Annotated in this window: 11 protein-coding genes and 1 pseudogene; 7 read left to right on the top strand and 5 right to left on the bottom strand. The window is 75.4% G+C overall.

Features of this window, described 5'->3' with window-relative positions; genetic code table 11:
• On the bottom strand, window positions 1-1217 hold a 1217-nt coding region (locus KPL57_RS26445; protein ID WP_226353575.1), incomplete at its 3' end, for an FAD-dependent monooxygenase.
• A 136-nt stretch (window positions 1218-1353) separates the two neighbouring features.
• On the opposite strand from KPL57_RS26445, the gene KPL57_RS26450 reads away from it, so the two are divergent.
• The 3 genes from KPL57_RS26450 (at window position 1354) to KPL57_RS26460 (ending at window position 3990) form a co-directional block, all read left to right on the top strand.
• The gene (locus KPL57_RS26450) at window positions 1354-1899 is read left to right on the top strand and encodes a TetR/AcrR family transcriptional regulator (protein WP_226353576.1); all 546 of its coding nucleotides are present in this window, start codon (window positions 1354-1356) and stop codon (window positions 1897-1899) included.
• A gap of 84 nt (window positions 1900-1983) precedes the next feature.
• On the top strand, window positions 1984-2859 hold the full coding sequence (locus KPL57_RS26455; protein WP_226353577.1) for a CHASE3 domain-containing protein: 876 nt from the start codon (window positions 1984-1986) through the stop codon (window positions 2857-2859).
• A gap of 42 nt (window positions 2860-2901) precedes the next feature.
• On the top strand, window positions 2902-3990 hold the full coding sequence (locus KPL57_RS26460) for an alpha/beta hydrolase fold domain-containing protein (protein WP_226353578.1): 1089 nt from the start codon (window positions 2902-2904) through the stop codon (window positions 3988-3990).
• Window positions 3991-4000: 10 nt separating this feature from the next.
• Here the strand turns inward: KPL57_RS26460 and KPL57_RS26465 are convergent, their stop codons facing one another.
• The 3 genes and pseudogenes from KPL57_RS26465 to KPL57_RS70310 all read right to left on the bottom strand — a co-directional run bounded on the left by KPL57_RS26465 (window position 4001) and on the right by KPL57_RS70310 (window position 6883).
• Complete coding sequence (locus KPL57_RS26465; RefSeq protein WP_226353579.1) at window positions 4001-4288, bottom strand: hypothetical protein; 288 nt, start codon at window positions 4286-4288, stop codon at window positions 4001-4003.
• Window positions 4289-4372: 84 nt separating this feature from the next.
• Window positions 4373-5619: pseudogene (locus KPL57_RS26470) on the bottom strand (sorbosone dehydrogenase family protein).
• A complete protein-coding gene (locus tag KPL57_RS70310) occupies window positions 5600-6883 on the bottom strand; it encodes a cytochrome P450 (RefSeq protein ID WP_226353580.1) in 1284 nt (427 codons plus the stop codon). Before KPL57_RS70310 ends, KPL57_RS26470 begins: the two are co-directional and overlap by 20 nt.
• A 120-nt stretch (window positions 6884-7003) precedes the next feature.
• Here KPL57_RS70310 and KPL57_RS26480 point away from each other — a divergent pair, with 120 nt between their 5' ends.
• From KPL57_RS26480 to KPL57_RS26495, 4 genes are all read left to right on the top strand, one after another.
• Complete coding sequence (locus KPL57_RS26480; protein ID WP_226353581.1) at window positions 7004-7510, top strand: hypothetical protein; 507 nt, start codon at window positions 7004-7006, stop codon at window positions 7508-7510.
• 95 nt (window positions 7511-7605) lie between these two features.
• On the top strand, window positions 7606-8445 hold the full coding sequence (locus tag KPL57_RS26485; RefSeq protein ID WP_226353582.1) for a DUF4097 family beta strand repeat-containing protein: 840 nt from the start codon (window positions 7606-7608) through the stop codon (window positions 8443-8445).
• A 40-nt stretch (window positions 8446-8485) separates the two neighbouring features.
• Window positions 8486-9433: an ABC transporter ATP-binding protein gene (locus KPL57_RS26490; protein ID WP_226353583.1), complete on the top strand. Its 948-nt coding sequence runs from the start codon at window positions 8486-8488 to the stop codon at window positions 9431-9433.
• A complete protein-coding gene (locus KPL57_RS26495; RefSeq protein WP_226353584.1) occupies window positions 9430-10248 on the top strand; it encodes an ABC transporter permease in 819 nt (272 codons plus the stop codon). The genes KPL57_RS26490 and KPL57_RS26495 overlap by 4 nt, the downstream gene beginning before the upstream one ends.
• On the opposite strand, the gene KPL57_RS26500 is transcribed toward KPL57_RS26495, so the two are convergent.
• A partial coding sequence (locus tag KPL57_RS26500; RefSeq protein WP_226353585.1) for a cytochrome P450 occupies window positions 10224-11287 on the bottom strand: 1064 nt, incomplete at its 5' end. The two genes, KPL57_RS26495 and KPL57_RS26500, sit on opposite strands and share 25 nt — an antisense overlap.

Below are 11287 nucleotides of genomic sequence, written 5' to 3' on the forward strand. Positions count from 1 at the left end.
GGCGCCGTCGCCGTGGCCACGACCACGGCGAGTGGAACCGCACGACGCCGCAGGAAGGCGGGCGCCTGCACGACGCGCATCACCATGGCATTGGCCCGGATGCCCCACCGGGTCTTCGGCGCCACCATGCGGACCCGTCCGGGAAGGAGCTTCTGCGCCGCGGCCGCGCGGGGGCGCATCACCTGCTCGAAGCTCGAGAAGGCCGCCCGGATCCGCTCCGCGGTCGGCTCCGCCGACACCCCGTGCCGTCGCAACGCCTCCGCGAGCTCCGCGGCCCCCCGCAGCCCCAGCGCGGTACCGAGTCCGCTCAGCGGGCTCGCGCACCAGGCGGCGTCGCCCACGAGCACGACCCGCCCGTCGGACCACCCTCGGTCGATGTGGATCTGGTCGTAGGTGTCGAGTGCGAGGTCAGGGGCGGTGCGTGCGGCGGCGAGGAACTCCGCGGCACGCCACCCGGCTCCGTGGAAGGCGCCGTCGAGCACGGCGAGGCGCGCGTCGTGCGCACGGGGGACGGTCGAGGAGGCGAACGTCATCCCGATCTCCTGCTGTCCCGGGTGCCCGGGGCGCGCGGTCAGTCCGCGTCGCCCCGGCTCGTTGTACGACAGCGCCCACCCGTCCAGCGGCGGTGTCCCGGGACCCTCCTGCAGGGTGAACCAGGCGTGGGCCAGGCCCAGCGGCTTCCGGTAGGCGGACTCCGGGCCGAACCGCAGGGAGCGGGTGCGGGAGTGCGACCCGTCCGCCCCGACGACGATGTCGAACACCTCCACCGGCCCCGAGCGGAATCGGACCTCCACGCCCTCCGTCGTGTCGGTCAGCTGCTCGACGGTGTCGGCGAACCGGTACTCGACACCCGCGGCACCCGCCGACCCGTGGAGCACCCGGGCGAGATCGGACCGGAGCAGCTCCTCGGACGAGATCAGCCCCCGGCCGCCGAAGGCCTCGACCGGCATCTCGGCCATCCGGCTGCCGTCGGCCCTGATCCACGCGATCCCCCGCTGCGGCACGAGATGCGCCAGCACCTCGTCGATCAGCCCCAGATCGACCAGGACCTGACGGGAGTCACCGCGCAGGTCGACCCTCTGACCGCCGGTACGGATCTCCGGCGCGACTTCGACCACGGTGACCCGCCATCCGTCCCTGGCCAGGGCGACCGCCAGTGCTTCGCCGGCGATCCCGGCCCCGACGACGAGTGCGTGTGCCCTCAGCGTGCTCCTCACTCATGCAACTCGAATTGCGTTAACCGTAGGCCGACGGCGTCGGCAAACGCAACTTTCGATGCGTTAAGATGTGCGGGTGCCCGAGACCGCAGGATCGATACGCCCGGGTGGACGCACCGCGCGGACCCGGGATGCCGTGCTCGCCGCCGTCCGGGAGACGCTCGGCGAACCGGACGCGGAACTCACCATCCCCGCGGTCGCCCAGCGCGCCGGGGTGCACCCCACCACCGTCTATCGACGGTGGCGGACCATCGAGTCGCTGCTGCTGGAGGTCGTGGTCGGCGACGTGCGGACCTCGTCGCCGGTGCCGGCCAGCGGTGATCTGCGTGCCGACCTCACCGAGTACGTCGGCCGGCTCCTGACGAGCCTGAGCGGCCCGCACGCGCTCGGGATGCTCCGGGCGCTGCTCGCCGCCACCCGCGCGTCGACGGACCCGCACGACGTCATGGCGATCGTGCAGCCGCGGGTCGACGACTTCCGGGCGATGCTGGAGGCGGCCGGCGTCACGGGCGTGAGCGGGATGCAGCTCGTCGAGCTCGTGATCGCCCCTGCGTACCTGTGGGCCCAGCTCGGCGCGCCGCTGGACCCCGAGCACGACACCGCGCGGCTGGTCGACGCCGTCCTGGCGGTCGTCCGCGCCACACCCGCCCCCGATGCCGCCGACCGCACCCCCGGGCCGTAGCCCGACTGCCCGTCCCGGGACGACCGGTCCGGCCACGATCGCTCGGACGGGCAGGCCGGGGTGGCACCTCCGTACACTCCGTCGGTGGCCAGGAGCCTTCGCGACACCCTGAGCGCTCCGGCGCGACCCGTCCTGCGGTACTGGGACGGCCTGCCCATGCGAGTGCAGAGCCGCATCACCATCGGGCTGCCGCTGCTGGCCGTGCTGGTCTCGGCCGGGCTGACCCTGACCGGGAACCTGCAGCGCGTCGACATCGAGACCGACATCCAGCGCAAGTTCGAGATGACCGGCACGCTCGGTGACCTCACCACGCTCATGGTCGACGCCGAGACCGGCGTCCGCGGCTACCAGCTCACCGGGCGCACCGAGTACCTGGAGCCCTTCACCGACGCGTCGGCGGAGCTCCCGACGGTCCTGGGGCATCTGGGGTCGCTGGCCGCGGCGGAGCCCGGCGAGAAGCCGCGCACGGACAAGCTGGCCCGGATCGCCGAACTGCGGGACCTGACGTCGAAGCAGATGACCGACCTGGCCCGCCAGCGCGACGTCGTCGCCGCGGGCGGGAACACCGGCGGCGAGATCCGCGGGGACCTGGCCTACGGCAAGAACCTCATGGACGGCATCCGCAGCCGCGTCGACCAGATGCGGACCGGCGAGCGGCAGCTGCTCGACGACCGCATCGCCGAGATCAACCAGATCCGCGTCCGCGACTACCTGTCGGTCGGCATCGCGCTCGCGGTCGCCGTGCTGACCCGGTTCCTGGCCTGGTTCCTGCACCGCAACGGCATCCTGCGCCGGGTGGACCGGCTCGCCGACACCGTGCGGGTCCTGCGCGAGGGCGGCCCCGTGCCCGAGCCGCCGCCGGTCAAGCGGGACCGGATGGGCGACCTCGAACGCGAGGTCCACCTGCTCGAACCGGCGGTCCCGGCGCGCCGCGACGACTCGGTTGACGGACGGGTGTGACTCAGGACACGATCGGTGTCACCCACCGCCCGAGGAGCCCACGTGAGCACCGACGCCGTCGTCCCCACCCGCGCACCCGGCCGGCTCGGGAACCCGTCGATGACGATCGGCGACGACCCGCGGGCCGACCCGCGGATGGTCGCGGTGCTGGAGGGCTTCGGACTGACCGGGCACGCCGACGACGCCCCGCTGGACCGCACCGCGGGCCGCCCGGCGCTGCTCGGCTTCGTCGACGCCGCCGAGGAGGGCTTCGAGGGGTTCTTCGCCGCGCTGTCCACGGGCTGGGCGCCGATGTCGGGCATCGACCGCACGACCCGGACCGTGCCCGGGGCCGACGGCCACGAGATCACCCTGTACGTCCACCGCCCGACCGGCGTGGACGGGCCGCTGCCGGTGATCTACCAGGTGCACGGCGGCGGGATGGTCATGCTGGCCGCCGAGGGTCCGCTGTACGTGCGGTGGCGCGACGAGCTGGCCGCGGAGGGCGCCGTCGTCGTGGGGGTCGAGTACCGCAACGGCGGCGGGCGGCTCGGGTCGCACCCGTTCCCGGCGGGTCTCGACGACTGCGTCACCGGCCTGCACTGGGTGCACGAGCACCTCACGGAGCTGGGCGGGACGCACGTCGTGGTCACCGGGGACTCCGGCGGCGCGAACCTCGCGCTCGGGCTGGCGGTCCGGGCCCGCCGCGACGGCTGGGCCGGGCGGATCGCCGGGGTGTACGCCCAGTGCCCGTACGTACTGGGGTCCTGGGACCGGGCGCCCGCGGACCTGGCGTCGCCGTGGGAGAACGACCGCTACTGGCTCAACCGGGAGCTGTTCCCGCTGCTCGCCGAGGTCTACGACCCGGGTTCCACGCACGCCGAGGACCCGACCTGCTGGGCCGCGGCCGCCCGGGCCGAGGACCTGCACGGGCTCCCGCCGCACGTGATCGCCTGCGCGGAGCTGGACCCGCTGCGCGACGAGGGTCTTGCCCACCACCGGCGACTGCTCGCCGCCGGGGTCCCCTCGGTCGGGCTGGTGTACCCCGGGCTCTGCCACGTCGGCATGATCCTGTTCCGCGGCGCCATGCCCGACGTCTACGCCCACGCCGTGCGCGACGTCGTCGGTTTCGCCCGGTCGGTGCGCGGCTGACCCGGCCGGTTCAGGGCACCGCGGGCGGGGCCGCGTCGTCGCCGGTGTCCGGACGGACCCGGCGACGGCACCCGAGCACCACCAGGTGCGCGTCGAGCACCCGGGCGAGCAGGACCCGGTCGACCGGGGCGGTCACGGCCGGGTCGACCAGCATGGCGGCGACGTCGTGCTCGGTGCCGGTGCCGCCGAGTCCGGCGTAGCGGACCCAGACGTCGTAGGCGGACAGCCCGGACAGCGCCGCCGCCACCGGGAGCGACACCGGGAGCGACACCGGGACGGGTTCCTCGAACACGACCATCCGCGCCGCGTACCCGGTCCCGGACGGTTCAGACCTCGGACCCGGTCGCGTCGTCACCCCGGCCCGGGCCGGCCCCCGCGCGGGTCAGCTCGGGTCGACCCGGAGCACCCGGTCGTCGTCGCCGTTGGACGTCGTGACCAGCAGGGCCCCGTCCGGCGCGGAGTAGACCTCGCGCAGCCGCCCGAACTCCCCGTCGAGCTCCGTCGGGATCTCGACGTCGGAGACCGCGCCGTCGGTGCCCGCCGGGCCGACGCGCATCAGCAGCAGCTTCTGCCCGCGCAACGCGGCGACGGCGAGCATCCCGTTCCGCGGACCCCATGCGTCGCCGTCGAGGAACGCGGCGCCGGCCGGGGCCTCGGGCGGACTGCCGGAGGACCACGCGGCGGGGACGGCGTCGGGGAAGCGGTCCCGGTCGGTCATCGGGACCGACTCGTCGTAGCTGGTCACCGTGCCGCCCTGCGAGGGGTCCCAGCCGTAGTTGGCGCCCGGGCGCAGCAGGTTCACCTCGTCATCGCGGGTGGGGCCGTGCTCGGCGGTGAAGATCCGCCCGGTGCCCGGCTCGACCGCGACGCCCTGAACGTTGCGGTGTCCGGAGGTGTGGACGAGCCGCTGGGCCGGGTCGGCGGCGTCGGCGAAGGGGTTGCCCGCCGCGGGCCCACCGGTGGCCGGGTCGACCCGCAGCGTCTTGCCGCCGAGCGAGGTGAGGTCCTGCGGGGTGGCGGGCATCGCCGCGTCTCCGGTCCCGACGACGAGCGCCCCGGTGTCGTCGACGGCGACCCGGCAGCCCGAGTGCCGCCCGCCCGAGGCGATCGGCAGCCCGCCGACCAGCGGGTCCGCGACCCGGGTCGCGGTGGCGCCGTCCGGGGACAGCGTCCAGGTGACCAGCCGGACGTCGACCGGGTTCCCGTTCTCGGCGTGGGTCTGGCAGGTGGTGAACCGGTTCGACGTCGCGAAGTCGGCGTGCACGGCCAGCCCCATCAGCCCGCCCTCGCCGCGGGCGAACACGTCGCCGAGGTCGGCGGCGACCGGGTGACCGCGGTACCCGGGTCGAGCGAGGCGAGCAGCGACAGGCGCCCGGACCGCTCGGTGACCAGCGCGCGCCCGTCGGGCAGCACACCGACGCTCCAGACGTGGGAGAACCCGCCCGCGCCGGGGGTGACCCGCAGACCGCCGTCCCCGGTCCGGGCCGGGGACGGCGCGGGCGGTGCGGGGGCCGGTGCCGCGGGCGCCGCGGCGCCGCAGCCCGCCACGCCCATCAGGACGACCGCCGCCACCGCCGTCCCGGCGCGGCGGACACGGGAGGCGATGCGATCACGGGTCACACCGGACATCCTGGCCCACACCGCCCATTCCGGCAGAGTGGTGGTGGGCGGGGAGCGCGTCCACCCGCACCTCCACCGCGTCCGCCCGCACGAACCCCAGGTCGGCGGGACCTTCGACGACCTCGGCGAGGCGCAGGGCGGGGAACCGGGTGACCAGTGCCCGCAGCCCGATCTCGAGCTCGGTGCGGGCGAGGGCCGCGCCCAGGCAGTAGTGCGCGCCCTGCCCGAAGCCGAGGTGCCCCTCGCCGCGGCCCGGGTCGCGGGTCACGTCGAACTCCTCGGGCCGGTCGTGACGGCGCGGGTCGAAGTTGGCCGTCACCAGCCCGGCGACGACCGTGCTGCCCGCCGGGACCGTCGTGCCACCGACGTCGAGGTCGACGGCGGCGAAGCGCGGCGAGGACATCGGCACCGCTCCGCAGGTCCGCACGATCTCGTGCACCGCGACCGGCCAGCGCTCCGGCTCGTCCCGCAGCACGGCGAGCTGCTCGGGGCGGGTGAGCAGGACCAGCGCGGCCCGGGACAGGACGTGCGCGGTCGTCTCGAACCCGGCCAGCACCAGGTCGAACAGCAGCACCGCGAGCTCGTCGGCGTCGAGCCGGTCGCCGTCGTCGTGCACCGCGACCAGGGCGCTGACCAGGTCGTCGGCCGGGTCCGCGCGCCGGGCCGCGATCAGCTCGTGCACCTGGTCGTGCACGGCGTGGGCCGCCGCGGGCATCCGTGCGGGGTCGGGGGCCACGAGCAGCCGGGCCAGGGCCCGCCAGACCTCCCGGCTCTGCTCCGGCACGCCGACCAGCTCGCAGATCACCGCGATCGGCAGCGGGTGGCACAGCGCGGCGACGAGGTCGACCGAGGTGCCGGCGGCACCGGCGGCGGCGATGTCGTCGAGCAGACCGTCGGTGAGCGCCTCGATCCGCGGACGCAGCTCGCGGACCCGGCGCACGGTGAACGCGCGCGAGACCAGCCGACGCAGCCGAGCGTGGTCCTCGCCGTCACGGACGAGCAGACCCCGACCGAGGTGGGCGAGCGCGTCGGGGAACCCGAGCGTCGCGAACACCCCCGCGATGCCCCGCCCGGCGCCGGGTACCGCGGCCGGATCGCTGCGCAGGCGCGGGTCGAGCAGCACGGCGTGGACGTCGTCGTGCCGGGTGACCAGCACCGCGGGCCCCATCGGGGTGTCGTCGAACGGCACCACGGGTCCCTGCTCCCGCAGCCGCCCCAGTCGCGCGACGGGGCAGCCCTCCCCGGTCGTGCGGCGTTCGGTGGTCCGGTCCACGTCGTTCTCCTCTCGTGACGGGTGGCTCGCCGGACCCAGCGGACACCCTGCCGCCGCGGCACGGTCAAGAACTGGCGCCACACGGTTGACGATGGCGCCATCATGCGCCATAGTTGCGCCATGGAGTTGGACGGATATGTCGACCGCCTGCGCACCGAGTTCTCCGCCCTGGGCGAGGCAGCGGGCGAGGAGACCCGGGCGGTCGCGGAGCGACTGCTCGCCCCCCTGCACTCGACGACCCGCCTGATCCTGCTGGAGGCGCTGGCCGAGGCGGCCGACGAGATCACCCTCGAGCTCGCTCCGGCGTCGGTGCACGTGCGGCTGCGCGGCAGCGATCCCGAGTTCGTCGTCACCGGGGCACCTGCCACGCCCCCGGCAGCGACGGAGGCGCCACCCGTGGCGCCATCGGCGCCGGCGGTCACCGACGGCGAGTCCGGGCCGGTCGCCCGGATCAACTTCCGGCCGCCGGAGACGCTCAAGACCCGGATCGAGGAGGCGGCCGGGCGGGACGGCCTCAGTGTGAACACCTGGCTGACCCGCGTGGCCGCCGCCGCGCTGGACCGCCCGGCCGCGACGTCCGACCGTCCCGACGCCGCCCGCCGTGGCCGCGTCGGCTGGTTCGGCTGAGCCGCGACCGATCCCCTTCTCCCACACCCGACCGACCCACACCTGACCCACACCTGACCCACGGCGTCACCGCGACGCCGAGGAGGCGATGCCCCATGCCCAGCTACGACACCCCCGAGCCCGTCACCGCGATCGTCGACCTCGCGATCGGTGACCTGCGCGTGACCGCCTCGGACCGCGCCGACACCGTCGTCGAGGTCCACAGCTCCGCGGCCGACCGCGCCCACACGGACCAGGTCCGGGTCGAGCTGACCGGCCGCGAGCTGCGTGTCACCGGCCCGCGGCTCGGGCTGCTGCAGCGGTTCACCCCGGGCACCCCCGGCCGCACCGTCGAGGTCGAGATCGCACTCCCGGCAGGCTCCGCCCTGACCGCGAGCACCGGCTACGGCTCGGTCGTCGCCGAAGGCGCCCTCGGCGAGTGCACCGCGACGACCCGCTACGGCGACGTCCGCATCGACGACGCGGCCTCCGCCGACCTGAGCACCGCCTACGGCCACGTCCGGATCGGTGGCACCGTCACCGGTGACGCGACGGTCCGCTCCGACCACGGCGGCATGCAGATCCACCGCGGCGGCGGCAGCGCGACGCTGAGCAGCAAGCACGGCGTCGTCCGCGCCGACGAGCTGACCGGCGACGTCGAGGTGACCAGCACCCACGGCCCGATCGACGTCGACGAGCTCGGCGCGGGCGCCCGCGTCCGGACCGCCTACGGCGACGTCCGCCTCGGCCGGGTGCACCGCGGTGAGCTGTCGCTGACCAGCACGCACGGCCGCCTGGAGGTCGGTGTCGCCGAGGGCAGCGCCGCCTGGCTCGACCTCGACACCACCGGCCGGATCGGCAACGACCTGGACCCGCGCGAGGCCCCGGACGGCGGCGACACCGTCACCGTCCACGCCCGCTCCCGCGAGGGCGACATCGTCGTCCGCCGCGCCTGACACCCACCGTCCGCGATCCCGTCCACGAGAGGAACCACCCGTGCCCACACCCCCGCCCGCGATCGCCGTCGCCGCCCTGCACAAGTCCTACGGCGACCACGCCGTGCTCCGCGGCATCGACCTCGACGTCCCCGCCGGGACCGTGCTCGCCCTGCTCGGCCCGAACGGCGCCGGCAAGACGACGCTGGTCCGCATCCTGTCCACCCTGCTGCGGCCGGACTCCGGTCGGATCCGGATCGCCGGGAGGGACCCGGCGTCCGATCCCGACGGCGTCCGGGCCGCGATCGGGGTGACCGGCCAGTTCTCCGCCGTCGACGGCCTGCTCACCGGCGCGGAGAACCTGCGCCTGATGGCCGACCTGCACCACCTGCCCCGCGCCACCGTCCGCGCCCGCGCCCGGGAGCTGCTGGAGCGCTTCGACCTCGCCGACGCCGCCGACCGCCGCGCCGGCACCTACTCCGGCGGGATGCGGCGCCGCCTCGACCTGGCCATGACCCTGGTCGCGGACCCGGACGTGCTGTTCCTCGACGAGCCGACCACCGGGCTGGACCCCCGCAGCCGCCGCGACCTGTGGGCCGCGGTGCGCGAGCTCGTCGGCCGCGGCGTCACCGTGCTGCTGACCACCCAGTACCTGGAGGAGGCCGACCAGCTCGCCGACTCCGTCGCCGACCTCGACGGCGGGCGCCTGGTCGCCCGCGGCACGCCCGCGCAGCTCAAGGCCCGGGTGCCCGGCGGGCACGTGCTGCTGCACCTCGCCGACGAGGACGCCCTGGCCGCCGCGCACGCCGCGCTGCCCGACGCCGTCGCCGACCCGGCGGTGCTGACGCTGCAGCTGCCCGCCACCGGTCCGCGCGACCTGCGGGCGCTGCTCGACCGGCTCGACCACGCCGGCGTCGACCCCGAGGGGCTGACCACCCACACCCCCGACCTCGACGACGTCTTCCTCGCCCTCACCGGGCACCCGGGCACTGCGGAGGTGGCGGCATGAGCACCGCGACCCTCGCCCCGGCCGACCGCCCCCGGCTGTTCGCCGACTCGACGACGATGCTGCGCCGCCGCATCCGGCACCTGCGCCGCTACCCCTCGCTGACGATCATGCTGATCGCCCAGCCGCTGGTGTTCCTGCTGCTGTTCGTCTACGTCCTGGGCGGCACGATGGGCGCCGGGCTGGGCGGGGACCGTGACGACTACCTGGCCTACGTCACCCCGGCCGTGCTGCTGCTGACCGTCGCGAGCGTCGCGATGGGCACCGCCATCGGGGTCGCCACCGATATGGCCGAGGGCGTCGTCGCCCGCTTCCGGACGATGGCGATCGCCCGCTCCAGCGTGCTCACCGGGCACGGCGCCGGGGCGTTCGTGCAGACCGTGCTGGGCCTGGTCGTCGTGCTCGGCGTGGCGTTGGCGCTGGGGTTCCGCAGCGACGCCGGACCGCTGGCCTGGCTCGGCGTCGCCGGGATGCTGGCGCTGCTCACCGTCGCGCTGACCTGGCTGACCGTCGCGCTCGGGTTGGCCGCGGACAGCGTGGAGACGGCGAGCAACACCCCGATGTTCCTGATGCTGCTGCCGTTCCTGGGCAGCGGGTTCGTGCCGGTGGAGTCGATGCCGACCGCGCTCCGGTGGTTCGCGGCGTACCAGCCGTTCACCCCGGTCATCGACACCCTGCGCGGGCTGCTCGGCGCCGGCCCGGGCAGCGGCGCCGGGCTCGGCACCGACGCCGCACTCGCCGTCGGCTGGTGCCTGGTGATCACCGTCGGGAGCCTGCTGTGGTCACGCCGGCTCTACGAGACCCGCGCCGCGCGCTGAGGGGCTCCGCTCCGCCGGCGGGCGGTCCACGTGGACGGGCAGAGCGGGCAGCCGCTCGAAGCCCAGCCGCGACGGGCCGTCCGCCGGCTCGGCGAGCCGCAGGCCCGGAAGCGCGTGACCAGCGCCGACAGCACGACCTCGACCTCCTGCCGGGCCAGCGCGGCGCCCAGGCAGTAGTGCGCGCCGTGCCCGAACCCGAGGTGCCCCTCCCCGCGGGCGGGGCGGCGGCGGACGTCGAGCTCGTCGGGCCGGTCGACGACGCGGGGATCGAAGTTGGCGGAGAGCAGACCGGGCAGCACCGCCGTCCCCGCCGGGACCGGGGTACCGGCGATCTCGGTGTCCTCGGCCGCGTACCGGGGCGCGCCGGCCGGGACCGGTCCGCAGGTGCGGACCAGCTCGTGCACCGCCGTCGGCCACAGCTGCGGGTCGGCGCGCAGGGCGTCGAGCCGGTCCGGCCGGCTGAGCAGCGCGAGCGTGCCCTTGGCCAGGACGTGCGCGGTCGTCTCGAACCCGGCGACGGTGAGGTTCACCGTCATGTCGAGCAGCTCCTGCTCCGAGAGCCGGTCGCCGTCGTCGTCGTGCACGGTCACGAGCGCGGACAGCAGGTCGTCGGCGGGCTCACGGCGACGGGCCTCGATCAGCGCGCGGACGTGGGCGACCATCCCCCGCGTGACGTCCGGCATCCGTCCGGGGTCGGGCTGGATCAGCAGCCGGGCGAACTCCCGCCAGCGGTCGCGGTCGTCCTCGGGCACCCCGACGAGCTCGCAGATCACGGTGATCGGCACCGGGTAGGCCAGCGCCTCCACCAGGTCGACCGGGCTGCCGTCGGCGCCGGCGGCGGCGATGTCGTCGAGCAGACCGGACACGATCGCCTCGACCCGCGGACGCAGCCCGGCGACCCGGCGCACGGTGAACGCCCGGGAGACGAGCCGGCGCAGCCGCGCGTGGTCCTCGCCGTCCCGGGACAGCATCGGGCGACGCAGCAGCTCCAGGTCCTCGGGCAGCCCGATGATCCGGTCTGGGCGTTGCGCAGGAAGTT

The sequence above is a fragment of the Pseudonocardia sp. ICBG601 genome (assembly GCF_020496245.1).